This window comes from Fretibacterium sp., assembly GCF_057312375.1.
In genome coordinates, this window is sequence record NZ_DBHLDX010000022.1 from 1 (window position 1) to 23805 (window position 23805).

At 64.1% G+C, this 23805-nt stretch carries 24 protein-coding genes; 17 read left to right on the forward strand and 7 right to left on the reverse strand.

Annotated elements, in window-relative coordinates:
- Positions 1-218 precede the first annotated feature (218 nt).
- The 9 genes from abc-f (at position 219) to mnmA (ending at position 8603) form a co-directional block, all read left to right on the forward strand.
- Positions 219-1724 carry a ribosomal protection-like ABC-F family protein gene (abc-f, locus tag ACO41U_RS05035; RefSeq protein ID WP_485942096.1) on the forward strand — a complete coding sequence of 502 codons (1506 nt, stop codon included), beginning with the start codon at positions 219-221 and terminating at the stop codon, positions 1722-1724.
- A 19-nt stretch (positions 1725-1743) separates the two neighbouring features.
- Positions 1744-2046, forward strand: a complete 303-nt coding sequence (locus ACO41U_RS05040) for a helix-hairpin-helix domain-containing protein (RefSeq protein ID WP_485942098.1) — start codon at positions 1744-1746, stop codon at positions 2044-2046.
- Positions 2031-2162, forward strand: a complete 132-nt coding sequence (locus ACO41U_RS05045) for a hypothetical protein (protein WP_485942100.1) — start codon at positions 2031-2033, stop codon at positions 2160-2162. Before ACO41U_RS05040 ends, ACO41U_RS05045 begins: the two co-directional genes overlap by 16 nt.
- Positions 2163-2478: 316 nt before the next feature.
- Positions 2479-3528 carry a methionine ABC transporter ATP-binding protein gene (locus ACO41U_RS05050; RefSeq protein ID WP_485942102.1) on the forward strand — a complete coding sequence of 350 codons (1050 nt, stop codon included), beginning with the start codon at positions 2479-2481 and terminating at the stop codon, positions 3526-3528.
- The gene (locus ACO41U_RS05055) at positions 3509-4189 is read left to right on the forward strand and encodes a methionine ABC transporter permease (protein ID WP_485942104.1); all 681 of its coding nucleotides are present in this window, start codon (positions 3509-3511) and stop codon (positions 4187-4189) included. Before ACO41U_RS05050 ends, ACO41U_RS05055 begins: the two co-directional genes overlap by 20 nt.
- Before the next feature lie 91 nt (positions 4190-4280).
- Positions 4281-5111, forward strand: coding sequence for a MetQ/NlpA family ABC transporter substrate-binding protein (locus ACO41U_RS05060; RefSeq protein WP_485942106.1), 831 nt, complete (start codon positions 4281-4283; stop codon positions 5109-5111).
- 24 nt (positions 5112-5135) lie between these two features.
- Positions 5136-5966: a MetQ/NlpA family ABC transporter substrate-binding protein gene (locus tag ACO41U_RS05065; protein ID WP_485942108.1), complete on the forward strand. Its 831-nt coding sequence runs from the start codon at positions 5136-5138 to the stop codon at positions 5964-5966.
- A 177-nt stretch (positions 5967-6143) separates the two neighbouring features.
- Positions 6144-7430 (forward strand): aspartate aminotransferase type Ic, encoded by a 1287-nt coding sequence (locus ACO41U_RS05070; RefSeq protein ID WP_485942110.1) that lies wholly within the window; start codon positions 6144-6146, stop codon positions 7428-7430.
- Between the two features lie 84 nt (positions 7431-7514).
- Positions 7515-8603, forward strand: coding sequence for a tRNA 2-thiouridine(34) synthase MnmA (gene mnmA, locus ACO41U_RS05075; RefSeq protein WP_485942112.1), 1089 nt, complete (start codon positions 7515-7517; stop codon positions 8601-8603).
- On the opposite strand, the gene ACO41U_RS05080 is transcribed toward mnmA, so the two are convergent.
- Positions 8584-9507: a DMT family transporter gene (locus tag ACO41U_RS05080; RefSeq protein WP_485942114.1), complete on the reverse strand. Its 924-nt coding sequence runs from the start codon at positions 9505-9507 to the stop codon at positions 8584-8586. The two genes, mnmA and ACO41U_RS05080, sit on opposite strands and share 20 nt — an antisense overlap.
- A gap of 229 nt (positions 9508-9736) precedes the next feature.
- Here ACO41U_RS05080 and radA point away from each other — a divergent pair, with 229 nt between their 5' ends.
- From radA to ACO41U_RS05095, 3 genes are all read left to right on the forward strand, one after another.
- Positions 9737-11095: a DNA repair protein RadA gene (radA, locus tag ACO41U_RS05085; protein WP_485942116.1), complete on the forward strand. Its 1359-nt coding sequence runs from the start codon at positions 9737-9739 to the stop codon at positions 11093-11095.
- Positions 11096-11187: 92 nt separating this feature from the next.
- A complete protein-coding gene (locus tag ACO41U_RS05090; RefSeq protein WP_298777986.1) occupies positions 11188-12531 on the forward strand; it encodes an NfeD family protein in 1344 nt (447 codons plus the stop codon).
- 1 nt (position 12532) lies between these two features.
- Positions 12533-13531 (forward strand): NAD(P)H-dependent glycerol-3-phosphate dehydrogenase, encoded by a 999-nt coding sequence (locus ACO41U_RS05095; protein ID WP_298777953.1) that lies wholly within the window; start codon positions 12533-12535, stop codon positions 13529-13531.
- 81 nt (positions 13532-13612) lie between these two features.
- Here ACO41U_RS05095 and ACO41U_RS05100 read toward each other — a convergent pair whose 3' ends face one another.
- The 4 genes from ACO41U_RS05100 to ACO41U_RS05115 form a co-directional block, all read right to left on the reverse strand.
- A complete protein-coding gene (locus tag ACO41U_RS05100) occupies positions 13613-14560 on the reverse strand; it encodes a putative metalloprotease CJM1_0395 family protein (protein ID WP_485942118.1) in 948 nt (315 codons plus the stop codon).
- Between the two features lie 406 nt (positions 14561-14966).
- Positions 14967-16514, reverse strand: a complete 1548-nt coding sequence (locus tag ACO41U_RS05105; RefSeq protein ID WP_485942120.1) for an alanine/glycine:cation symporter family protein — start codon at positions 16512-16514, stop codon at positions 14967-14969.
- 332 nt (positions 16515-16846) lie between these two features.
- On the reverse strand, positions 16847-17224 hold the full coding sequence (locus tag ACO41U_RS05110; RefSeq protein WP_298781465.1) for a 4'-phosphopantetheinyl transferase superfamily protein: 378 nt from the start codon (positions 17222-17224) through the stop codon (positions 16847-16849).
- Between the two features lie 10 nt (positions 17225-17234).
- A complete protein-coding gene (locus ACO41U_RS05115; RefSeq protein WP_298781462.1) occupies positions 17235-17864 on the reverse strand; it encodes a cyclodeaminase/cyclohydrolase family protein in 630 nt (209 codons plus the stop codon).
- Positions 17865-18099: 235 nt separating this feature from the next.
- On the opposite strand from ACO41U_RS05115, the gene ACO41U_RS05120 reads away from it, so the two are divergent.
- Positions 18100-19038, forward strand: coding sequence for a chemotaxis protein CheW (locus ACO41U_RS05120; protein WP_485942122.1), 939 nt, complete (start codon positions 18100-18102; stop codon positions 19036-19038).
- A gap of 54 nt (positions 19039-19092) precedes the next feature.
- On the opposite strand, the gene ACO41U_RS05125 is transcribed toward ACO41U_RS05120, so the two are convergent.
- Entirely contained in the window at positions 19093-19779 is a 687-nt protein-coding gene (locus ACO41U_RS05125) for a hypothetical protein (protein ID WP_485942124.1), read from the reverse strand.
- Between the two features lie 143 nt (positions 19780-19922).
- Here ACO41U_RS05125 and ACO41U_RS05130 point away from each other — a divergent pair, with 143 nt between their 5' ends.
- The 4 genes from ACO41U_RS05130 to ACO41U_RS05145 all read left to right on the forward strand — a co-directional run bounded on the left by ACO41U_RS05130 (position 19923) and on the right by ACO41U_RS05145 (position 22382).
- Positions 19923-21113, forward strand: coding sequence for a MalY/PatB family protein (locus ACO41U_RS05130; RefSeq protein ID WP_485942126.1), 1191 nt, complete (start codon positions 19923-19925; stop codon positions 21111-21113).
- A gap of 412 nt (positions 21114-21525) precedes the next feature.
- On the forward strand, positions 21526-21798 hold the full coding sequence (locus ACO41U_RS05135) for a type II toxin-antitoxin system RelB/DinJ family antitoxin (RefSeq protein WP_485942128.1): 273 nt from the start codon (positions 21526-21528) through the stop codon (positions 21796-21798).
- Positions 21795-22076 carry a type II toxin-antitoxin system YafQ family toxin gene (locus tag ACO41U_RS05140; protein ID WP_298781449.1) on the forward strand — a complete coding sequence of 94 codons (282 nt, stop codon included), beginning with the start codon at positions 21795-21797 and terminating at the stop codon, positions 22074-22076. Before ACO41U_RS05135 ends, ACO41U_RS05140 begins: the two co-directional genes overlap by 4 nt.
- Positions 22077-22193: 117 nt before the next feature.
- Positions 22194-22382: a hypothetical protein gene (locus ACO41U_RS05145; protein ID WP_298781447.1), complete on the forward strand. Its 189-nt coding sequence runs from the start codon at positions 22194-22196 to the stop codon at positions 22380-22382.
- A gap of 91 nt (positions 22383-22473) precedes the next feature.
- Here ACO41U_RS05145 and ACO41U_RS05150 read toward each other — a convergent pair whose 3' ends face one another.
- Entirely contained in the window at positions 22474-23655 is a 1182-nt protein-coding gene (locus ACO41U_RS05150) for a hypothetical protein (RefSeq protein ID WP_485942130.1), read from the reverse strand.
- Positions 23656-23805 lie beyond the last annotated feature (150 nt).

A 23805-nucleotide genomic window follows, 5' to 3' on the forward strand; every position in this document is an offset into this window, starting at 1 on the left:
ATAACGTTCCATCCCGTAAAGACCGTTCAGGTTAAGGGGTTTTCCAAGCGGAAAGGATAAGCTGAATGGATTCCGAACCCCCAGGGATGCGCTGGAAGGCGGCGAACAAACGCTATTGGGTTCCGGGGCTGCTGCGGTCGGGAAAGGGGTAAGGGCCACGTATTTTTTCGAGAGGCCGCTTCCGCGCCGCATTTTTGTCTTGATAGAGAGAAGACGCCATGACGCAGATTGCTATCTCCAACCTCACCTTCGCCTACCCGGGCGCTCCGGCTCCGCTTTTCAAGGAGCTTTCGCTCTATATCGACACGGACTGGAAGCTGGGGCTCGTCGGCCGAAACGGGCGCGGTAAGACGACGCTGCTGGATCTGATCCAGGGGAAATACGAATATCAGGGGACGATAACGCCCCGTCTTCAAACCCGGCGATTCCCCGCTCCATCCGTGGACGAAGAGAGGGACGCTCTGGCTCTTCTGGCCTCATGCTGTCCTGACCGGCCGCTCTGGGCTCTGAAGCGCGAGCTCTCCCGTCTTCAGTGCCCGGAGGAGATCCTGGCTCGTCCTTTCAAGACGCTTTCTCACGGTGAACGCACCAAGGTGCTTCTGGCGTTCCTGTTTTTGGAGGATGATGTTTTCGCGCTCATCGACGAACCGACCGACCATCTGGATGCCGAGGCTCGTGCGGTCGTCGTCGATTATCTGCGGTCCAAGCGGGGTTTCATCCTCGTGTCGCACGATCGGACACTTCTGGACGACTGTGTTGACCATATTCTGGCCCTGAATCGATCCGGAGTGGAACTCCGGAAGGGGAACTTCTCCTCATGGTTCCGTAACAGGGAGCTGCAGGACGGTATGGAACGGAATCTCAACGAAAAGCTGGAGAGGGAGATTGGCCGGATGAAGGAGGCATCCCAACGCACCGCCGAATGGTCGAATCGGGTGGAGAGCAGCAAACGCGGCGCCTTGGACAAGGGGTTTGTCGGTCACAAAGCCGCGAAGATGATGAAGCGGTCCAAGAGTCTGGAGAGCCGGCGTCAGGCTGCGATCGAGACGAAAAGGGGTTTGCTCCGAAACGTCGAGACAACTCAGGTGCTTCAGCTGTGCCCTCTGTGGCATCATTCGGAAACGCTTGTCCGTGTCTCTGGCGTTTCGGTCCGCTACGGCAGTCACGTCGCCTGCAGGGATGTCGGCTTCGAGGTCGGGCGCGGCGAGCGCATTGCCCTGATCGGGGGAAACGGAACCGGAAAGTCCAGTATCCTGAAGTTAATCGGGGGAAAGGACCTGGATTTTTGCGGAGAGATGCACCGGGCATCGGGACTCTCCATATCCTGCGTGCCGCAGGATGTCTCTTTCCTGAGGGGACGGTTTTCGGACTACGCAAGGCGAGAAGGGCTAAATGAGAGCCTGGTCCGTTCGCTTCTGGAAAAAATGGATATTGTCCGGGAGAAGCTCAATGTCGATATGTCGGAGCTCAGCCAGGGGCAGAAGAAAAAGGTACTGATCGCCGCGAGCCTAAGCCGGAGTGCCCACCTCTACATCTGGGACGAACCGCTCAATTTTGTGGACGTTTTTTCGCGCATCCAGATCGAAGAGCTTCTGTTGACGTTCAAGCCCACGCTGTTGTTCGTGGAGCACGACCGCGCTTTTGTCGGGAGGATAGCGACGAAAGTCATCACGATGCAGACTCCTACTCGTTCGAGAGACAGACCGGGGCAAGAGGCCCCATGAGGGGAAGCGAGGAAAAAACATGAAGACCGACCTGCGCCGCATCCCTGGCGTCGGGCCCAGGACGGAGGAGGACTTGATCCGCCTGGGTTACACGACAGTCGAGTCCCTGCGGAACGTGGATCCGGAGGTGCTGTATGAGCGCGACTGTGCCCTGCGCGGGTGCCGGATCGACCGGTGTCAACTCTACGTTTATCGGTGTGCCGTCTACTTTGCCTCAACGGAGGAACCCGATCCGAAAAAGCTGAAATGGTGGAGTTGGAAGGATCAGGAGGCACTGCCCGACGCGAAGGAGAACGGGACTGAGGCATGGACCCCCTGCTAAAGGCCGCACTGCGGCTGAACGCCGTGCGGGTTCCGCTTTGCGCATGGGCGGCCCTGCAGGACGAGTACGGCAAGCGCGACCGGCGGCTGAAAAATTTGACAACGGAGGGCCTCTGAGGTATACTGCGCAGCATAAATTTTCGAGGATGGGAGTTCGTGGGATGAAGCCTGAAACCGGAATCGTTCTTTTCGTGGGCGGCATGATGATGTGCATGGGCATGATGATGCGCATGTACACAACTGATGCTGTCCGCTGAGGGTTTCAGGGGTCCTGTTTCGGAAGGCCCGGTCCATAGAGATCAAAGCGGGGAGCGGTGAAGCCCCGCTTTTTTTATTGGCGGGAGCGCGGTGCGTCCCGCTTTTTTTGTAGGCTGACAGGTTGGGCCAATGTCGGAAGAACGGCGGCGGCTCCTTGATTTAGGGGGAATATGGCTTGATTGAGCTTGAGCACATCGTGAAGCGGTTCAGGGCGGACGGGGGCACGGCGGTGGACGCTGTGAACGACGTCTCCCTGAGAGTGGAGGACGGAGAGATCTACGGCATCATCGGCTTCTCCGGCGCGGGCAAGTCCACGCTGGTGCGGTGCATCAACCTGCTGGAGCGCCCCACGTCGGGCTCCGTCCGCATCGACGGCGTGGAGATGACGGAGCTGGCCCCGAAGGACCTCTATCGGGCGCGGCGGAAGATCGGGATGATCTTCCAGCAGTTCAACCTGATGCCCTCCCGAACGGTGGGGCAGAACGTGGCCTACCCCCTGGCGGGCAGCGGCCTGTCGCGGGAGCAGGTGCGGGAGAAGGTTCGGGAGCTCCTGTCGCTGGTGGACATCTTGGACAAGGAGGAGGCCTACCCCTCGGAGCTGTCGGGGGGGCAGAAGCAGAGGGTGGCCATCGCAAGGGCCCTGGCCAACGATCCGAAAATTTTGCTGTGCGACGAGGCGACCTCGGCGCTGGACCCGCAGACCACTGCGTCGATCTTGCGCCTGATCCGGGAGCTGAACCGCAGGCTGGGCCTGACGGTGGTGGTCATCACTCACGAGATGGAGGTGGTGAAGAGCATCTGCAGCCGCACGGCGGTGATGGAGCGGGGGCGGATCGTGGAGGAGGGCAGCGTCTTCGACATCTTTGCGACGCCGCAGCACCGAACGACGAAGAACTTCGTGCGCTCCACGTCCCACCTCGCCAAGGCCGAGGAGCTGGTGTGGAACGACTCGAACGTCGTGAACCTGAGGCGGGGCGAGATCCTGGCGCGGCTTACCTACCTCCAGAACGGCGTCTCGACGCCCCTCATCTCGTCGACGGCCCGGAAGTTCGACATTGACCTGAACATCATCCTGGCGGACGTGGAGATCGTGGCGGACGCGCTGGTGGGCGGCACGGTGGTGATCTTCCAGGGCGAGCGGCGGAGGATCGAGGACGCGATCGAGTATCTGAGACAGCACAGCGTGAAGGTGGAGGTGATCAAGGATGCAGACGTTTCTGACTGAGGCGTTGCCGAACCTCATGAAGCGGCTTCCGGAGTTCTGGAAGGCCGTCGGCGACACGATCCTGATGGAGGTGTGGGCCGGGTCCATCTGCTTCGTCGTGGGGCTGTTCCTCGGCGTGGTGCTGACGGTGACGAAGCCGGGCGGAATCCTGGAACGGCCCGCGCTCTATCACGTGCTGGACAAGCTGGTGAACCTGTTTCGGTCCATCCCTTTCATCATCCTGCTGACGGCCCTGATGCCCCTCTCCCGCCTCCTGACGGGCACGGCCATCTACGTGCGCGGCGCCATCGTGCCGCTGGTGTTCGGGGCGGCGCCCTTCTTTACGCGCCAGGTGGAGTCCGCCCTGGCCCAGATGGACAAGGGGCTGGTGGAGGCGGCGCTCTCCATGGGATCGAGCCCCCTCGAGGTCATCTTCCGCGTGTACCTGCGGGAGAGCGTCGCCCCCATCGCGCGAGGCACCACCATCACCGCCATCAGCCTGCTGGGCCTGACGGCCATGGCCGGCGCCGTGGGCGCGGGAGGGCTGGGCGACTTCGCCATCCGCTACGGGCACGACCGAAACATGACGGACATCACGTGGGTGACGGTGATCCTTCTCGTGGCCGCGGTCAGCGTCGTCCAGTGGCTGGGCGAGCGCATCGCGCGCCGGAGCACCCACTGAGGCGGCGTCCCTTAAAATTTTTCGAGGAGGCGCGCGCCCCGGTACGGGACGGTCGGCGCTCCCTTAGAACGAGACGAAAGGAATGGTTGGGATGAAAAAGGCGTTTTTTGCGGCGGCAGTGCTTGCGCTGGCCCTGACGGGTACGGCGACGGCAGCTCAGACGGTGAGGCTGGGCCTGGTGGGCGGTATCTACGAGGACTTCTGGGCTCCTGCGAAGGAGGAGCTGGCGAAGGAGGGGATCGACCTGGAGTTCGTGCCCTTTACGGATTACGTGACGCCCAACCGGGCGCTGTCGGACGGCGACATCGAGCTGAACGCCTTCCAGCACGACATCTACCTCCAGAACGAGATCAAGGAGTACGGCTACAAGCTGACGAACATCGGCGGCACCTTCATCGAGGCCATGAACATCTTCTCCAAGAAGGTGAAGTCCATCTCGGAGATCAAGGACGGGGACACCGTGGCCATCCCCAACGACGTGACCAACGGCGGTCGGGCCCTCAAGGTGCTGGCCGCGTCGGGGCTTATCACTCTGAAGGAGAGCGCGGGCTTCAGCCCCACGGTGGCCGACGTCGAGAAGTACAACGTGAAGGTCGAGATCAAGGAGATGGCGGCCAACATCATCCCCGCCGCGCTGCCGGACGTGACGGCCGCCGTCATCAACGGAAACTACGCCATGGACTTCGGCTTCAAGCTGGAGGACGCCATCTTCCGAGACACGAGCCTGAACGAGAAGCCTTACTGGAACCTGGTGGCCGCGCGGACGGCGGACCTGGAGGACCCCGCCAAGGTGGAGCTCTACGACAAGGTGATCAAGGCCTTCCGGTCCGAGGCCACGAAGGCCGTTCTCGACAAGATGTTCGGCGGCTACGTGGTGAGCGCAGGCTGGGACGAGGACTTCCTCGCGCCCTTCCGCAAGTAGCGTGAGCAGAAGGAGGACCTTGAGATGAAGCGGATCTTTTTTGCGAGTGCGGTCCTTGCGGCGTTCCTCGGCCTGGCGGGCGTAGCCCCTGCGGCCCAGACGGTGAAGCTCGGCGTGGTGGGCAGCCTCTACGAGGACATGTGGGCTCCGGCGAAAGAGGAGCTGGCCAAGGAGGGCATCGACCTTGAGCTCGTCCACTTCTCCGACTACGTGACGCCCAACCGGGCGCTGTCGGACGGCGAGATCGACCTGGACGGCTTCCAGCACGACATCTACCTCCAGAACGAGATCAAGGAGTACGGCTACAAGCTGACGGCCGTCGGCAGCACCTTCATCATCCCGCTGAACCTCTACTCCAAGAAGGTGAAGGCTGTGGCGGACCTGAAGGACGGCGACGTCATCGCCATCCCGAACGACCCCACCAACGGCGGGCGGGCCCTCAAGGTGCTGGCCGCGGCCGGGATCGTCAAGCTGAAGGACGGGGCCGCCTTCAGCCCCACGAAGGAGGACATCGAGGAGTACAAGGTGAAGGTCGAGATCAGCGAGGTGGCGGCCAACACCATCCCCTCCGTGCTGCCGGACGTGGCGGCGGCCATCATCAACTGCGGCTACGCGATGGACTTCGGTCTGACGGCGGAGGACGTCGTCTTCAACGACACGAGCGTCAGCGACCGTGAGTACTGGAACATCATTGTCGCGCGGACGGCGGACCTGGAGGACCCGGCGAAGGCGGAGCTCTTTCAGAGGATCGTGAAGGCGTTTCAGTCGCCGGCCACGAAGGCCGTGTTCGACGGTAAGTTCGGAGGCCAGTTCCTGCCCGCGGGCTGGGGTGAGGACCTCTTGAAGAGGCCCTAGGCCGCTTTCTCTCCGCTGCTGCGGGGTAGGGTGGGCGCGGGGGTTCCCCGCGCCCGCTTTTTTGTCCGCCTCCTGCGAATATAGTCCGCTGGCTCGCCGACCCGATGGGAAATAAGCCTGTGGGCGTGGTATAGTGGGGAGCGGGTTGAAACACATTCCCGAAAGGAGAGGTTCGACGTGAAGAGGTATGCGGAGATGGCCCAGGGGGAGCTGGAGGCGGAACGGCAGGTGGTGCGGGGTCGTTACGAGGAGCTGAAGGGGCGGAAGCTGAGCTTGAACATGGCGCGCGGCAAGCCCGGCAAGGCGCAGCTCGACATGGTCTCCGGCATCTTTGACGTGCTGCGGAGCGACTCCGATTTCGTCGTGGACGGGATGGACGTCCGGAACTACGGCGGGCTGGAGGGGCTGCCCTCGGCCCGGAAGCTCTTTGCGGAGCTCTTGGGCGTCCAGCCCTCGCAGGTGCTGGTGGGGGGCAGCGCCAGCCTCCAGCTGATGTACGACGCCATCTCGAAGGCCTTCACCCACGGCCTGCTGCACAGCGAACGCCCGTGGAGCCGTGAGCCGGAAGTGAAGTGGCTCTGTCCGGCGCCGGGCTACGACCGCCACTTCAGGATATCCGAAACCTTCGGCATGACCATGATCACGATCCCCATGACGCCCACCGGGCCGGACATGGACGCCGTGGAGCGCGAGGTCCGGGACCCGGCGGTGCGGGGCATGTGGTGTGTGCCGAAGTACTCGAACCCCGAAGGCATCATCTACTCCGACGAAACCGTCCGCCGCATCGCGGCCCTGAAGCCCGCGGCGCCGGACTTCCTCCTGATGTGGGACAACGCCTACTGCGTCCACGAGTTCGAGGGGGACTACGTCCCCTTCCCGGACATCCTGAGCCTGTGCGCGGAGGCGGGGAGGCCGGACATGGTCCTGGAGTTCGCCTCCACCTCCAAGGTCACGCTGCCGGGGGCGGGCATCTCCGCCGCGGCCATGAGCGAGGCGAACCTGAAGTACTTCAGCAAACTGCTGGACGTTCAGATGATCAGCTTCGACAAGGTGAACCAGCTGCGCCACGTCCGCTTCCTGAAGGACAAGGCGGGCGTCCTGGCCCTGATGAAGCGGCACGCGGACATCCTGCGTCCGAAGTTCCATGCCGTCCTGGAGGCACTGGAGCGGGAGATCGCACCGCTCGGCATCGCCGACTGGCAGCACCCGAAGGGGGGCTACTTCGTGAGCGTCAACTGCATGCCGGGCACGGCCAAAGAAACGCTGCGCTTGTGCCGCGAGGCCGGCGTCACGATGACCGCCGCCGGGGCGACGTTCCCCTACGGCCGCGACCCTCAGGACAGCAACGTGCGCATCGCGCCGAGCCTGCCGCCGGTAGACGAGTTGAAGCAGGCCATCGATGTCTTCTGCACCTGTCTGAGGCTGGCCGCGCTGGAGAGGCTGGCGGCGGTTCCCGCGCGGTAGGGCGGTCGGGCGTGCGTTCGGCGCGGGGGGTTCTCTCCTCCGCGCCTTTTTTGTCGGGCCGACGGGCCTTTCGGAGGCGAGGGGATGGAGCGGACGAGTCGGGGCGCGTTGGTCGCCATGAGCGGCGGGGTGGACAGCAGCGTGGCTGCCTGTCTGGCGATGGAGGCGGGGTACCGGTGCCTGGGGGCGACGATGCGCCTCTTTTCGGACGAGTTCGCCTGCGACCGGGGCCATCCTCGGAAGGATGCGGAGGACGCCGCTGCGGTCGCGGCGCTCTTGGGCATCCCTCACGAGGTTTTGGACTGCGCGGCGGAATTCAGGCTGAGGGTCGTCGAGAAGTTCATCGCGACCTACGAGCGGGGGGGAACGCCCAACCCCTGCATCGACTGCAACCGGCACCTGAAGTTCGGCCGGCTCCTGACGGCTGCGCGGGAGAGGGGGCTGGACTTCGTCGTCACGGGGCACTACGCGCGCATCGGCTGGGACCCGGACCGGGGCCGGCACCTGTTGCGGAAGGGGACGGACCCGGCGCGGGACCAGAGCTACGTCCTCTGCATGATGACGCAGGACCAGCTGGCCCACACCCTCCTTCCCCTGGGAGAGATGAGCAAGGACGCGGTGCGCAGGGCCGCTGAGGCCCGCGGCCTGGTCAACGCGCAAAAGCGCGACTCCCAGGACATCTGCTTTGTTCCGGACGGGGACTACGCCGCCTTTATGGAGCGCTACACGGGGAGGTCCTATCCGTCCGGGGACTTCATCGACGCCACGGGGCGCGTGCTGGGGCGCCATCGCGGCATCGTGCGCTACACCGTGGGCCAGAGGAAGGGGCTGGGCATCGCCAGCAGCGCGCCGCTCTTCGTGACGGTCATCAACCCTGACGCCAACACCGTCACGCTGACGCACGGGGAGGGGCTCTCCGCCCGCGGGGTCACGGCACAGGACTTCAACCTCATCTCCGTGCCCTCCATCCGACGCCCCCTGCGCGTGAGGGCCAGGGTGCGCTTCCGCCAGCGGGAGGTCCCCGCCACGGCGGTAGAGACCCCGGAGGGCCTGCGGGTGGAGTTCGACGAGCCGCTGCGGGCCCCGACGGTGGGTCAGGCCCTCGTGCTGTACGACATGGAGGAGGAGGACGTCGTGGTGGGCGGCGGCACGATCAGCGGGGTGGTGCGCTGATCGCGTCGTCCCGCCGCTGCGCCCCGAAGGAGGAGAGCGCGATGGCGGCCAAGATGAGGACGCAGCCCAGCGCCTGGGGCGCCGTGGGCCGCGCCCCAAGGACGAGGGCGGTGAAGAGGAGCGCCGAGGGGACCTCCAGGGAGGTCAGCAGGGTGACGGTGGGGGCAGGGACGTACTGCAGGGCCGCGTAGAAGGCGGAGAAGCCCAGCACCGTCCCGCCGAAGAGGGGGATGGCGATCAGGCCCATCTGGGCGGGCGTCAGCGTCGCCATGTCGCCCCAGCCCTCGGCGAAGGTCTTGTAGAGCGCTATCCAGAGGGTCCCCAGGAGGTGGGACCAGCAGAAGAAGCCGAGGCCGCTCATCCCTCCTCCGGACCCGGCTCGCCCGCAGAGCGCCTGGGCCGCGATGCCGAAGATGGCCAGCACGCCCCAGAGGAGGCCGGGGATCGATATCCCCACGTCGAACCTCCACTCCGGCGTGAGGACGGAGCAGGTGACTCCAGCAAGGACGAGGACGGCGCCGATGAGGTCGTAGGCGGTGGGGTGCTCATGCAGCAGCAGCGCGGACCCCAGGGCGATGACGAAGGGGTTGACGTAGTGCAGGACGTTGGCCGTGGCCACGGGCAGGTAGACTACGGAGAGCATGAAGCCCAGGTAGTTGAGGGCGGGGGCCAGGATCGACAGGAGGAGGACCCGGATGAGGTCCCGCGGCGCCGCCTTCAGATGCCGTGGAGCCAGGAGGCGAAAGAGCAGCCACAGGACGGGGCCTCCAACGGCGCAGCGGAGGAAGGTGACGGTGACCATGGAAACGCCCTGCTGTCCCAAAAGCTTGTACGCCGGGCTTCCGGCGCCCCAGATCAGCCCCGTCGCCGCGGCCAGCGTGATTCCCAGCATAACCCTGTTCAAGTTCAAGACCCGTCCTTTCGACCGATTGAGGGAACGTCAAAGCCGACGCGCCCTTCAAGCGCAAGGGCCCTCCGTGCGCCGCGCTTCTCCTTAATTACCTCAGCTGCCCTCTGTGGACCCGCCCGACGCCCCTGCGTTTTTCAGCTCAAACTCAAAAATTCTGCCCATGACGGACGCAAACTTCGCTTTTAGTATATTACAGGCCATACGTTTTGAAGGAGGGATGGGGATGGGCGATGCGGTGCGGTACGTCTGTTCGGAGTGCGGTCACGTCACGATGACGCGGACGGGGCGCTGCCCGTCCTGCGGGGCATGGGGCGCCCTGGAGGCCGTCCCCGCACCCGCAGCCCGACCGGGACGGCGGGGCGCAGGCCCGCGGGCGGCAACGCCTGCGAAGGTGGTGAGCGCCGTCGAGGTCAGGCCCCCGGAGCGGCTCTCCACGGGCATCGGCGAGTTGGACCGCGTGCTGGGCGGCGGGCTGACGCCGGGCGGGGTGGTCCTCATCGGAGGACAGCCCGGCATCGGCAAGTCCACGCTCCTGCTCCAGGCGGCGGGGCGCGTGGCTGCGGCCGGCCGAAAGGTGCTCTACGTGTCGGGGGAGGAGTCGGAGGCTCAGGTGGCCCTGCGCGCCGCGCGCATCGGGGCGCTGTCGGAGCGCCTGATGCTCTCCTGCGGGACGGACCTGGAGGGAGCTCTGGCGAACCTGGAGGACGCGGCCTTCTTCGTGCTGGACAGCGTGCAGGCCATGCGGTCCGGGGAGGAGGGGACCTGGCCCGGTACCCCGACGCAGGTGAGGGCCGTAGCTCAGGGAGTGCTCGATGCCGCACGGGAGCGGAACGTCCCCGCCGTCATGATCGGGCACATCACGAAGGAGGGGCGGCTGGCCGGCCCGATGCTGCTGGAGCACATGGTGGACGCGGTGTTGGACTTCTCCGGGGAAGGGTATTCCTCCTATCGGATGCTCCGCGCGGTGAAGAACCGCTACGGCAGCACGGAGGAGCTGGGCGTCTTCGAGATGCGGGAGGACGGCCTCGTGCCGGTGGAGGACAAGAGCGGGCTCTACTGGAACCGCTCGGACTCCGCGGTGCCCGGCGTGGCCATGACGATCGCTCTGGAGGGGACGACGCCCCTGGCGGCGGAGATTCAGACGCTGGCCGCCCCCACGGTGTTCCCCTATCCAAGGCGTACGGCCCGCGGCGTGGAGCTGAACCGCCTCCAGCTCCTGGCGGCGGTCGTGGAGCGGCGGTGCGGCATCGTCGCCAGCGCCCACGACCTGTACCTCAACGTGGCAGGAGGCCTTTCCATCCAGGACCCCTCCGCGGACCTGCCCGCCTGCGCGGCCCTGGCCAGCGCCCTGAGGAATACGCCCCTCCCCGGTGGCTCCTGCTGGCTGGGGGAGGTGGGCCTGGCCGGAGAGGTGCGCCCGGTGTCCCGCATCGGCATGAGGCTTCGGGAGGCGGCGCGCCTGGGCTTCACTTCAGCCGTGGTCAGCTCCAGGGAGCGGATCGAGCGGGACGAGGGGCTTGAGCTCCTCCGCGTCGCGCACCTGGACGAGGCGTTGGCCTCGCTGTTCCTTAAGGCGCGCTGATGGAATCGGGTTGCCTGAAGCAAGTTCGTCGGCGCTTGCTCGCGCCGTAAAGCATTGATTTTGTATTTCTCCAAGGGAGGTCGTTGCACGTGATGAAGATGCGCGCAGTCAAGGTGGCGGTTCGGGCCTGCGCTCTGGCCTTGCTCCTCGTCGTCCTGGCCCTGTCCGTGGCCTGGGGCTCGGAGGGCGGAGGGGGCGTCCTGGTGGCGCCCCTCACCGGCACGGTGGGGGTGCAGATGGAGGAGTTTGTCCAGCAGGCCGTCCGCCGGGCGGCTCAGGAGGGGCGGGACGTGCTGGTGTTCCAGTTGGACACTCCAGGAGGGCTGGTGGAGTCCATGCGTGGCATCGTGCAGTCCATCCTGGCCTCCCCCGTGCCGGTGGTGGTGTGGGTTCCTGGAGGCGGGCGCGCCGCCTCGGCGGGCGCCTTCATCGTGCAGGCGGCCCACGTGGCGGCCATGGCTCCGGGGACCAACATCGGAGCGGCGCACCCCGTTTCCGCGGGAGGCGAGGACCTGGGGGAGAATGACATGAGCAAAAAGGTCTTGAACGACCTCCGCGCCCAGATCCGCTCCGTGGCCCAACTGCGCGGGCGGAACCAGGTGGACGCTCAACTGATGGTGGACGAGAGCCTGTCGCTGACGGCCCAGGAGGCGCTTGAGCGGCGCGTCGTGGACCTCATCGCCGCGGACGTCCCGTCGCTCCTGGCGGCCCTCGACGGGCGCCGCGTGAAGCTGGACTCCGCGCGGACCGTCACGATCCGCCTTCGGCCGGGAGCTCCGACGGAGCGGATGGAGATGACCCTGCAGGAGCGGCTGATTCAGTTCGTGTCCAGTCCGGAGGTAGCCTACATGCTGCTGTCGGGCGGTCTGCTGGCCATCTTCTTCGAGGTCATGACCCCCGGTGGTTTCGTCCTGGGGACGACGGGCGCCCTGATGCTGCTTCTGGGGGGCATCGGGCTCAAGATGTTGCCCTTCAGCTGGGCCGGCGTGCTCCTGCTGGGGGCGGGGATCGCGGTGATGGTGGGGGACCTCCTGGTGGGAGGCATGGGCATCCTGAGCGTCCTGGGGCTGGGGGTCTTCTGTCTGGGCGGGCTCTTCCTGTTCCAGGCGCCGGGAGGGGAGCTCCTGCGCTTCTCGCTCTCGGCCGTGGCGGGAGCGGCGGTGACGCTGGGGGGCTGTTTTGTGCTCTTTGCCGTGCTGGTCTTTCGAGGGATGCGCCGGCGCGTGACCACCGGGGAGCGGGGGATGATCGGCCTCGAGGCGGTGGCCGTGACGACGATCACCCCGGAGGGAGGCAGGGTGCGCTGCCACGGGGAGCTGTGGCGCGCGCGGACGGAGGGCGGCACGATGCCGGTGGGCTCTTCAAGCGTCGTTGCGGCCATGGAGGGGATCACGCTGGTGGTCCGGCCTGGGACGCCGGCCGGGGAGGAGGACTGACATGCGGTTTGCGGTCCTTGGGGCGGGGAGCTTCGGCACGGCCGTGGCCAACAGCCTGGCCCGGCGAGGGCTGGCAACGGTGCTGTGGTGTCGGGACCCGGAGCAGGCTCAGGTCATCGCTTCGGTCCACAGGAACCCCAAGCACCTGAAGGGGTACGGCCTGGCCCCTTTCCTCGAGGCGACGTCGGACATGGCTGCAGCGCTGGCGACGGCCAGCCACGTGATCACGGCCCTTCCCACCCAGGCCCTGCGGGGCGTCCTGGAGCGGGTCCGGAACCTGCCCGTCGAGGGAAAGCGCTTCCTGTCGCTCTCGAAGGGGCTCGAGATCGCGACGGGGCTCCTGCCGCACCGAATCTTTGCGGAGGTCCTTCCGGGCGTTTCCCTTGCCGCGATGTCCGGCCCAAGCCACGCGGAGGAGGTGGTGCGCGACCTGCCCACCGCGGTCATCGCAGCCTCGGAGGACCCGGATGCCGCGATGGACTGGCAGGCGCGAATGAACAGTCCGCACTTCCGCGTCTACACGAGCGGCGACGTGTTGGGCGTCGAGATGGGGGCGGCGGTGAAGAACGTCATCGCCATCGCGGTGGGAGTGGCCTGCGCCCTGGAGCTGGGCGACAACGCCAGGGCGGCGCTGGCGACGCGGGGCCTCGCGGAGATCATGCGGCTGGGGGTCGCCATGGGAGCAAACCCCCTCACCCTGGCCGGCCTCGCCGGCGTCGGGGACCTGATGGCGACCTGCTACAGCGAGCACTCGCGGAACTTCCGCTTCGGCTTGGCCGTCGGCCGGGGCAAGACGCCGGCCCTCGCCGCGGAGGAGGTCGGAGAGGTGGTGGAGGGGGCGCACACGGTGCGCGCCCTCACCGCCTACGCCCGGCGCGCCGGCATCGAGCTGCCCATCGCGGAGGGGGTCTTTGCCTTCCTCTACGAGGGCGCGTCCCTCCACGAGGTCATCGAGGGGCTGCTCTTTCGGGAGCCCAAGCCAGAGAACCGGCCGGCCTAGGGACGGGAGAGGAACGCGCAGGGCCCGCCGCGGGGTTTCCCAAAACCCCGCGGCGGGCCCTGTTCTGTCAGGGAGCGACCTCTATGCGGCGGCGAGCTGGCCCATGACGTCCGCCGCGCGGACGGAGGCGACGACGGCTGCGGCCCCCGCCTTGGAAGGGTCCGGCTCCGCCGCTTCCGACGGAGGCACCGGCGTCCCGCGGGCCACCGTTTCGGTCCTGGAGGGGTCTTCCTCCTGCGTTGCGTCGGTCCTTCGGGCCGCCCTTTGCGCGTTCTTTGCGGCGATCTCGCTGCGCGCCTGTGCGGCCATGGCCGCTGCCTGGGCCGCCACCTGACGGTCCTGCCCCGACGGGTCCGCCGGAGCCAGCGCCGCGCGCTGCACCTGCTGCATGTTGCGAAGCGTCTCCTCCGGCGTGGACCCCGGCTGGATCTGGATGGGGACCTCTCCGCCGGTGATGTACCGCTTTCCGTCCGGCCCTGCGGTGTAGGTGTAGCTGACGCCTCCGCCCAGGGCGCCGGCAGCGGCCATGTGCGCCGCCTCGTGGGCGATGACCTCCCGCTCGATCTGCTTCAGCTCCTGGACCTGGGCGTCCTTCTGCCGATCCTCCGCGCTCTCCGCGTCCGCTTGGGGTTGGGCTTCCGGGGCCTTGGCTGTTTTGTCGGCCTCCGCCGTGCCCGCTCTTTCGGGCACCTGGGGTTGGATCTCCTGCGTTGCAAGCCCGCCCCCTGCCCGGTTCAGGTCCGCCTCCTGCCCCTTCATGGTCACGGAGGCCCCCGTGATGTAACGCCGCCCGTCCGCGCCCACGGTGTAGTGGTAGACCGTGTAGACCTCGGCGTTGCCGCCCGCTGCCGCTTTCAGCGCCCGCTCCTGGTCCAGGACGCTGCGCTCCTGGAGCGCCAGGGACCCCGCGGCAGGCGAGCGTGATGCCTCCCGCGCCTCAAGCCGCCTGTCCTCCTGAAGCTTGCCCGGCGACGGTTCCCGGACGGCAGGCTCAAGATAGCCCGACGAGAGCATGGACGTGACGTTCATGGAATTTCTCCCTCCTTGCCTTCTCCCTTCAGCAGATTAACGCGAATGAATCTTGTCCTTAAGGAAACACTGATTAAGTCGTTGAGAACTGTCAACTGCATAGGCTTTCTTCAGTGCATGAAACTTCATCAGGCCGCGCGAAGCGCGTAGGGATTGGGACTGACGGCCCGTGAGCGCCAGCGAACGGCTACCGGAAGGCTCCCCGAAGGGGGGTCGTAGCCCCATTTTAAAATTTTAAGGAAGCGCTGAAGGATACCCTTTGTTTGATGCTCCTTGATTGCTTTCAACAACTTTTGAAGATTAATCAGCGCTTCCTTAATTATAACATGTCGTCCGGTCTGCGATGAAAAGGGCGGGCCGCCCCGAAGGGCAGCCCGCCACAAGGTTCGGACAACGTGGTTTAAGCTCAGTTCTTCGCGTCGCCGGGAGCGGGGAGGTCGGCCTTGATGCGCTCGGCGTCGTAGGGGATCCCCCGGTTGTACTCGTCCAGCAGGCGGACGACCTTGCCGCTCAAGAGGAGGATGGCGATGAGGTTCGGGACGACCATGATGCCGTTGAAGAAGTCCGAAAGCTCCCACACCAGGTCGATCTTCAGCACGCTTCCGACGAAGATGAAGGCCATGACCAGGACCTGATAGGGCAGGAGGCCCTTCGTCCCGAAGAGGTAGCGGATGTTGGTCTCGCCGAAGTAGTACCAGCCGATGACCGTGGAGAAGGCGAAGAAGAGGAGGCAGATGGCGATGAAGGGGCCGCCGAACGTGCCGAGGAAGTGGTTCTCGAACGCGGCCTGCACGATGGAGATGCCCTTCATGGCGGGTTCGCCGTCCTTGAAGAAGCCCTCCTCAAGGAGGCCGGCGGACATGACGCTGAACACCGTGATGTTCAGGACGACGAAGGTGTCGATGAACACGGCGATGATGCCGAGGACGCCCTGCTCGACGGGGTGGTCTACCTTGGCCACCGCGTGGGCGTGGGGCGTGGAGCCCATGCCGGCCTCGTTGGAAAAGAGGCCGCGGGAGATGCCGTAACGGGCCGCCTTGGCCACCGCGACGCCTGCTGCGCCGCCCCAGACCGCCTTGGCCTGGAAGGCGCAGGTGAAGATATCCTTGAACACCTGCGGGATCAGGGAGGCGTTCATGGCGATGAGGGCCAGGCCGACGACGATGTAGAGGATGGCCATGAGGGGAACGAGCTTCTCCATGACGGCGGCGATGCGCTTCACTCCGCCGATGAAGATGACGCCCGCGACGATGGCGAGGACCACGCCCGTGACCTTGACGTCTACGTTAAAGGCGCCGTGAAAGGCGTCGCTGATGGAGTTGGCCTGCACCATGTTGCCCATGAAGCCCAGGGCCAGGATGATGGCGACCGAGAAGAAGGCCGCCAGGAACCGGGCGAAGACGCCGCCGCCGAGGCCGCGGGAGATGTAGTAGGCCGGTCCACCCACCACCTGGCCGGACTCGTCCTTATCCTTGTAGAGCTGCGCCAGGCAGGCCTCGGCGAAGTTCGTGGCCATGCCGAAGAACGCGGCGATCCACATCCAGAAGATCGCGCCGGGGCCACCCGTGATCAGCGCCGTCATGGCGCCCACCAGGTTGCCCGTGCCCACCTGTGCGGCGATGGCCGTGGCCAACGCCTGGAACGAGCTCATGCCGGACTTGCCGGCAGCCTCCCCGAAGATCGCGAAGTTTCCGAAGAGCTTGCGGCACGCCGTGCCGAACTTCGTGACCTGAACGAAGCCCAGGCGGAGGGAAAAGAAGAGCCCCGTGCCGCAGAGCAGGGGAATCAGGAACTGCGGGCCCCACAGGAAGCCGTTCGCGTTTTTGACCCACTCCAGAAGCTGCGTGAAGAACGGGGAGGAGAGGATGCTGTCCAACGTTCCGCCTGCAGCTCCCGCCTGCGCGGCCACGTCGGCGGATACCGCCGCTGCCGCCGCTAAAGTGCCCAATACCATGATACATGCCCCTTCCTTGTGTTATGACTTGGCGGACCAGACGGCCCGCTTCCGACCCAACTTGAAGCGTTGACATGAGAATCGATGATATTATGCGCTTCAATCATCGTAAACTTACGTATTTAGTATACCTGCTGGAGAAGAAAAAATACAGAGGAGTTGCGCGAAATGGGGAATAATATATTTCAATTACTTCGGTTAAGGAGGCGCCGATAGGGCCTCGCGGGGAAGGGACGGCGTTTCAACAAAAAGAGCGCTCTCTCCGGCGCGCCGTCGAGGCGGGACCGGAGGGAGCGTCAGGGAGGTGGGGTAAGTACGTTTCCTGTGGGAACTTACGGGGTGACCTCGACGACGGCCACCGCTGCGGCGCAGTCCCCGTCGTGGGTTAGGGACACCAGGACGCGCCCCGGACGTCCGTCGAAGAGGGAGCGCTCCACGTCCGAAGAGAGGCGCACGCGCGGTGCGCCCCCCTCGTGCAGCAGCGTGAAGCCGCCCCCCAGGGTCACGACCGCAAGGGGCACGCGGGAAGCCTTACAGAAGGCCTCCCGCGCGGCGAAGGCGGCGGCGAGGCTGGCAGCCCGCCCGCGGCCCCTGCCCTCGGCATAGGCGATCTCCTCCGGCCGAAAGACGCGCTCCAGAAAGTGGCGTGAGCGGATGGCGCGCTCCATGCGGCTGATGCGGCACAGGTCGATGCCGATGCCCAGGATCACGCGGCGCCCCTCAGGCCAGCATGGCGCGCACGCCCTCGCGGACCTCCTTCAGGAGTTTTTCGCCCTCGTCGGAGGCCAGCTCCATCCACTTGCGCTTGTCGTTCACGTACTTCTGGTCCTTGATGGCGCCGAGGTTGATGGCCACGTTCTCCAGGGCCCCGATCAGGCCCGCGTAGGCCTGCAGGGCGCTGACGGCCAGGTCGCTCGCCGCGTTCTTGTTGCTCTTGTGCAGCAGGTCCTTCGACAGGCGCATGACTGCGAGGCAGTTGTCCGCGGTTTCTTCAGGGGAGAGGATGGCCACCTTGTACGCGTTCTGGATGGCCTCGCTGCGGGCGGCCTTCTCCGCGTCCGTGCCCTTGGGCATGCCGTAGGCCGCGATGACGCCGTCGAAGGCGTTGGTGTCCTTCTGGATGCCCTCCAGGAGCGCTGCGGCCAACTCGTCCGACTCCTTGAGCGTGTTCACGACGAGGGTTTCGAACTCGGCGTACTTCTCCCGGCCCTTCGTCAGGTTGCAGACCATGGAAACCAGGGCCGCCCCCAGGGCGCCCGACAGTGCCGCCGCGCTCCCGCCGCCCGGGGCGGGGGCGTCCGAGCCGAGTTTTGCCGTGAAGTCCTTGAGCGAAAGATCCGTGAGTTTCATGTCGATGCTCCTCCTTTAACCTTGAGCTGATCAAACCGGAAACGGGACCGGTCCCCCTGTCCCTGCACGGGGGCAATGAAGCTTCCTGTCAGGATTATACCCTGAAAATGCCCTTCGCGCGCCTTTTTGCCTGGATTTTGCTATAATTTACGAAAAGCATATCCTTAATTTTCGCCCACGGGGCGGCATGCCGCCCCGCCCTTTTAGCGGATGCGCAGAAATGGAGGAGCGGCAGATGGAAGATCGGGCACAGGCTCAGGCGGACGTCAGAGGGGGCTCGCTGAAGGCGGGAAAGAAGTGGGAGGTCGTGGTCTTCGACCTTGGCGGGGAGGCCTACGCCATCAACGTGAACAAGACGCGGGAGATCCTGCGGTGGCAGGGGTGTCGCCCTGTCCCCACAACGACGGAGGCCTTCGTGGGCATCACGACGGTTCGGGAGACGATCCTTCCCCTCATCGACCTCCGGGTCTTCCTGGGCGTCCACTCTCCCATCCCCATGGAGCAGACGAAGGTGATGATCGTGGAGTTCAACGACCTGCGCCTGGGGTTTCTGGTGGACTCCGTGGAGCGCATCCGCCAGGTCGGCGCCGACGACCTGGACTCCTCCAGGATGAACGGCATCTCGGACAAGTGGGTGCTCTACGTCATCAAGAACGACGCCCGCAACATCCTGCTCCTGGACTACGAGGCCATCATTCAGGACACGGCGCCGGCGGTGGCCCGGCACATGTTCGACAAAAACCGCATCAGCGCCTACTTCAATCAGGTGGGGAACGTGGAGGACTTTCACATCCTGGTGGCGGACGACTCGCCCCTGCTGCGCCAGCAGATCTGCGACGTCCTGGGGCAGTCTGGCTTCAACAGCGTCTACCCCGTCAAGGACGGCGCGGAGGCCCACGATCTTCTGATCGGGAAACACGAGAACTTCGACCTCCTGATCTCCGACATCGAGATGCCCGTGATGGACGGCCTGACGCTGGTGTCGGACCTGCGGGCGGACCCCGGCACGGCGGATATCCCCGTCATCCTCTTCTCGTCCATCATGGTGAAGGACCTGCTGGAGAGGGCGGAGAAGCTCAAGATCGTACACGTCCTGAAGCCGGACATCTACCAGCTCGTCGAGGGCGTCATGAAGATATACCAGGAGAAGAAGGAGCGGGAAAAGGAAAGCTGAGTGAGGCTCCCCAAATCCGCTGCACGTAAGAACTTCGCCTGTGGATTTTGGGGGCTACTTTTTCCCCTTTCCTATCGTTTCGGGCGGGATTTCGATCTTGAGCTGCACGCCGCCTCCGCCCGGACGGAGCTTGGCCGAGCTGGGGTCCGCCACGCCGTGCAGCGCCGACCGGGACGCGGCGAGCGTCGCCTCGTCCATGGAGCGCACCGCCCGCAGGGCCCCCCTGTAGACGTCCCCCAGCCATCCACCTCCATCGTTGCGGGATGCCTTCTTTTGCGGCTGAAGGCTTTCCGTCAGGGCTCCGGCCGACAGGCTGCTGTCCCCCGGCAGCAGGGAGTCCTCGCTTGAGCTCCGCGCCCTGACGCGGTAGGCTGAGAGGTCGGGCCCCGCCCTTAGCGTTCCCTTGGCGCTAGCCCCCTTGGACGTCTTGTCGACCCCTGCCCTGGGGGAGGGGCTTGTTGGGGCTGACGTGGTTGTGGGCGAGATGTCCGCGCGGCTGCTGGGCCGCCCTGCGGAGGGACGAACGCCTCCGTCCGCGTGCGGCGCCGCCTTGGCGGGCCGATCGAGCGGGAGGGGGACCGCAGCCTCTTGGCGCCAGGGGGCGGAGGGGAGAGCCGGCACGTCCTTGGGCGGGGAGCTTTGCAGCAGAAGGCACACAGCCGCTCCGGCCGCCAGGGAGGCCAGGCCCCCCGCGACGAACAGGGCTTGGTTCAGCCGCCTGCGCCGTCCTTTTTTCCGCACGATCTCGTCACCCTTTCGGAGGATTTTTCAAGGATATAGGTTATTATAACCTGAGTGGAGGTTTGAGGACTGAAACTTACTTTAAACGAGCGATCGAGGGGCGTTTCTGGCTTCGAGAGCATTTTGAGAGGAGATATCTTTGGATGGCTTATGATTTTGACAAGGTGATCGACCGGCGCGGCACGAACTGTTCCAAGTGGGACGCGGACCCCAACAAGACGATCCCCGGGGTGGAGTACCCGGTGGACCGGGACATCCTGCCGGTGTGGGTGGCGGACATGGACTTCGAGGTGGCCCCTGAGATCACGGAGGCTCTGGCGGAGCGGGTCAGGCACGGGATATTCGGCTACACGAAGGTGCCGGATGCCTGTTATGACGCCATCATCGCATGGCAGGAACGGCGTCACGGCTGGCGCATCAAGAGGGAGTGGATCACCTTCACCCCCGGCGCGGTCAGCGCGGCGCACATGGCCATGCAGGCGTACTGTCAGGTGGGCGACAACGCCATCATTCAGCCGCCGGTCTACTATCCCTTCTACCGCACGGTGCACAACAACGGCGGCCTCCTGTCCTGCAACTGCCTGCGCCGTTCGGGCAGCCGCTACGAGATGGACTTGGACGACTTCGAAAGGCGGGCTGCGGAGGCGCGCACCACGATCTTCATCCTGTGCAGCCCCCACAACCCCGTAGGGCGGGTGTGGCGCGAGGAGGAGCTGGAGCGCATCGGTGCAATCTGCATGAGGCACGGCGTCCGCGTCTTTGCGGACGAGCTGCACTGCGACATCGTGATGCCCGGCTACCGGCACGTCCCCTTCGCCAACCTGAACCCGGAGTTCGCCGCCCACTCCATCACCGTCATCTCCCCCAGCAAGACCTTCAACCTGGCGGGCCTGCAGGCGACGGCCGCCATCATCCCGGACCCGGAGATGCGCCAGCGGTTTGAGAACGTCAAGGCCCGCAACAGCCTGTCCGATCCCAACCTCTTCGCCATCACGGCGATGGAAACGGCCTACAGCCGCGGCGATAAGTGGCTGGACGAGGTTTTGGCCTACATCAAGGGGAACTACGACTTCCTGGTGGAGTATATGGGGAAGAAGCTGCCGAAGGTGAAGGTGATGCCCCTCGAGGGGACGTACCTCGCCTGGATGGACTTCAGCGCCATGGAGAGCGACGAGAGGGCGCTGCAGAAGCGGATGTTGACGCGGGGCAAGGTCTGGCTGGACGAGGGCTGGATCTTCGGCGAGGGGGGCGCGGGCTTCGAGCGCATCGTCCTCGCCTGCCCAAGGAGCATCCTCAAGGAGGCCGTGGACCGCATGGCGCGGGCCTTCGAGTAGGCGGAAACGACGCCGTAGGGCGAAGCCGTCGGGCTTCGTTAAGAGAGGCTTCGATCCCAAGGACCGAAGCCTCTCTTTTTGTCGCTTTGCTCCATACCTGGTTGACAGACGTTATCTCAAGATCTCGGAGCAGATACGGATATACCTTATGCTCCGGATGAGGCTTGCTCGCCGCTGGGCCGGGAGCTTGGCCCCAGCAGGGGCTGGGGGTGTGTTGGCCCAGAAAACAAGCCCTAAGGTTTTTGTCAAGAGGAACTTTTTAAGGACACGGAAACTATTTATAGGAGTTATCCCAATGACATAATTCTGTTGATTTGGTTGTAAAAAGCCTATATCCATCTAATGTAACGACAATGTGTTGACATTAAACGAACAATCTTATATGCTCTCATCAGAAACGGAGGTGTATGTAATGGCTACAACGAATTTGAATATCCGAACAGATAAGGATGTTAAGGAACAGGCAGATCAGATTTTTTCCGAACTGGGGCTGAATATGACCACTGCCATTAACATGTTTCTCAGGACAACGATCCGTGAAAATGGAATCCCTTTCTCGCTGAAGCTGGACACTCTAAATGAGGTAACGGCATCTGCCATTCAGGAAGGCAGGCGCATCGCTTCTGACAGCAGTGTAAAGGGCTATACCAATATGGATGATCTCAGGGCGGCGCTGGAAGCATGAAGTACGAGGTCAAATTCACAAATCAGTTTAAGAAAGACCTGAAGCTGGCAAAGAAGCAGAACAGGGACCTGGATAAGCTGTTTGAGGCCATAAATATTCTTGCGGACGGCGGAACGCTGGATGCAAAATACCGCGACCATGACTTATCCGGAAACTATAAGGGAACAAGGGAATGCCACATCGAGCCGGACTGGCTGTTGGTATATGAAATCCGGAATGATGTACTTGTTCTCATGCTATATCGTTTGGGGGCGCATTCAGAGTTGTTCAAGAAATGATCTCGACAACTTTGAATTTGATGAAAGAGCTAAACAAATATGATAATGCCAGAAAAAATTGATATAAGTATGTTTGCCCCATGTGGAATGAATTGTAAATCCAAGTAGGTAAAAAATATGGAAATAAGCAATTGGAAATTTGTCAAAATCACGGCGATGGAAACGGCCTACAGCCGCGGCGATAAGTGGCTGGACGAGGGCTGGATTTTCGGCGAGGGGGGTGCGGGCTTCGAGCGCATCGTCCTCGCCTGCCCAAGGAGCATCCTCAAGGAGGCCGTGGACCGCATGGCGCGGGCCTTCGAGTAGGCGGAAACGACGCCGTAGGGCGAAGCCGTCGAGCTTCGTTAAGAGAGGCTTCGATCCCAGGGACCGAAGCCTCTCTTTTTATCGCTTTTTATCACTCCGCCGCTTTCTCGGCGGCGTGCTGCCTGTCCAGCCGGTGTACCCGGAAGATCGAGATGAAGAGCGGAAGGACGATCGAGTACAGGGCGAGGTCGCCGAGCATGACGTAGCCCTTCTTCACGATGGCCAGCAGGCCGACGCCGGAGACGAACCAGCAGATCAACAGGAACGTCATGGAGAGGATGAAGAACTTTAAGCGCTGTGGGATCTGAGTTGTCCTCCACGAGGCCGCCCAGCGGTTCGCCATGTTGAAGGTAAAGGTGGGGGCCGTGGATATGACGGCGAAGATGACGACCACCCAGTAGATCAGCGTCAGAACGGGGCTCAGGTACTCCTTGCACATCAAGAGGATTGGCGCGTTGGATTTGGCGACCTCAGGCATGAAGGGGAGGACGATAATGCCCGTGAGGACGAACAGCATCGAGACCATGACGCCGATGGTGAGGCCGGCTCCCCAGGCGTCCTTCTTCGTGTGGAGCTGATCGGCGTAGTTGCTCAAGGTCGAACCCCAGCTCGAGGTCGTGAAACAGTAGGAGAGAAACATGGAGAAGTGCGCGCCCACGGTCGTGAGCTTCCAGTCCGGACCGATCTCGAAGTTGCAGAGGCGCTCTGCCAGCACGTTTCCTCGGACGTTGATGACTGCGGCCATGATGACCAGCAGAGATACGGTCAGCGAGATGGTTATTATCGTGTTGAACTTCCTCAGGAACCCCGCGCCGTAGAGGGTCAGGAGCGTGAAGAGGACGACGGCCCCGACGCTGCCGACGACGACCGGAACGTCCAGCAGCGTGTTGAAAAGCTCGGCGAACAGTGCGATCGTTGCTGCCACCGTAACGATGCCTAAGAGCGCAGTCCAGATGTCGAAGAAGATCGTGACGATAAGTTTCAGCAGGGGGTTTGCGTCCGGCTTCTGAAGTCCGTAGAGCGCCAAGTAGTAGGCGTTGTAATTGGTCACTTGAAAAGCGCGGACGAAGTCGAGCCCCACCGCACAGAACAAGGCCATGATTGCGCAGAACATGAGCACCCAAACAATCGCCCAGCCGCCGCCGAGCGTGACGATGTACGCGGACGCATAGACGCCCGATGCCATATTCGCGCCGCAGTAGGTCCCGAACATCAGCGCGCCGATGCCGAACCACGCTTTAAATGTCTCCCAGGCAGTTCTCCGTTGCTGCATTGTATTCTCTCCCTCGTTTATACTCGCTCAAACCTCGTGCGAACACAGGCTGTGCGACGCTTCAGGAATTAAAAAAGCAAGATGGTGATGCCCGTGGCAAGGTGGAATGGAGAGGGCGGTATGGATTCCCCCAATCGTAAAAATGTCAGG

What these genes read in the sequence shown, in the direction of transcription:
- ACO41U_RS05065 (WP_485942108.1), top strand. Translation starts at nt 5,136, where the DNA reads ATGAAGCGGATCTTTTTTGCGAGTGCGGTCCTTGCGGCGTTCCTCGGC.
- ACO41U_RS05100 (WP_485942118.1), bottom strand. Translation starts at nt 14,560, where the DNA reads ATGAACGTCACGTCCATGCTCTCGTCGGGCTATCTTGAGCCTGCCGTC.
- ACO41U_RS05140 (WP_298781449.1), top strand. Translation starts at nt 21,795, where the DNA reads ATGAAGTACGAGGTCAAATTCACAAATCAGTTTAAGAAAGACCTGAAG.
- ACO41U_RS05095 (WP_298777953.1), top strand. Translation starts at nt 12,533, where the DNA reads ATGCGGTTTGCGGTCCTTGGGGCGGGGAGCTTCGGCACGGCCGTGGCC.
- mnmA (WP_485942112.1), top strand. Translation starts at nt 7,515, where the DNA reads ATGGAGCGGACGAGTCGGGGCGCGTTGGTCGCCATGAGCGGCGGGGTG.
- ACO41U_RS05090 (WP_298777986.1), top strand. Translation starts at nt 11,188, where the DNA reads ATGAAGATGCGCGCAGTCAAGGTGGCGGTTCGGGCCTGCGCTCTGGCC.
- ACO41U_RS05120 (WP_485942122.1), top strand. Translation starts at nt 18,100, where the DNA reads ATGGAAGATCGGGCACAGGCTCAGGCGGACGTCAGAGGGGGCTCGCTG.
- ACO41U_RS05105 (WP_485942120.1), bottom strand. Translation starts at nt 16,514, where the DNA reads ATGGTATTGGGCACTTTAGCGGCGGCAGCGGCGGTATCCGCCGACGTG.
- ACO41U_RS05130 (WP_485942126.1), top strand. Translation starts at nt 19,923, where the DNA reads ATGGCTTATGATTTTGACAAGGTGATCGACCGGCGCGGCACGAACTGT.
- ACO41U_RS05145 (WP_298781447.1), top strand. Translation starts at nt 22,194, where the DNA reads ATGGAAATAAGCAATTGGAAATTTGTCAAAATCACGGCGATGGAAACG.
- ACO41U_RS05150 (WP_485942130.1), bottom strand. Translation starts at nt 23,655, where the DNA reads ATGCAGCAACGGAGAACTGCCTGGGAGACATTTAAAGCGTGGTTCGGC.
- radA (WP_485942116.1), top strand. Translation starts at nt 9,737, where the DNA reads ATGGGCGATGCGGTGCGGTACGTCTGTTCGGAGTGCGGTCACGTCACG.
- abc-f (WP_485942096.1), top strand. Translation starts at nt 219, where the DNA reads ATGACGCAGATTGCTATCTCCAACCTCACCTTCGCCTACCCGGGCGCT.
- ACO41U_RS05115 (WP_298781462.1), bottom strand. Translation starts at nt 17,864, where the DNA reads ATGAAACTCACGGATCTTTCGCTCAAGGACTTCACGGCAAAACTCGGC.
- ACO41U_RS05060 (WP_485942106.1), top strand. Translation starts at nt 4,281, where the DNA reads ATGAAAAAGGCGTTTTTTGCGGCGGCAGTGCTTGCGCTGGCCCTGACG.
- ACO41U_RS05135 (WP_485942128.1), top strand. Translation starts at nt 21,526, where the DNA reads ATGGCTACAACGAATTTGAATATCCGAACAGATAAGGATGTTAAGGAA.
- ACO41U_RS05040 (WP_485942098.1), top strand. Translation starts at nt 1,744, where the DNA reads ATGAAGACCGACCTGCGCCGCATCCCTGGCGTCGGGCCCAGGACGGAG.
- ACO41U_RS05055 (WP_485942104.1), top strand. Translation starts at nt 3,509, where the DNA reads ATGCAGACGTTTCTGACTGAGGCGTTGCCGAACCTCATGAAGCGGCTT.
- ACO41U_RS05045 (WP_485942100.1), top strand. Translation starts at nt 2,031, where the DNA reads ATGGACCCCCTGCTAAAGGCCGCACTGCGGCTGAACGCCGTGCGGGTT.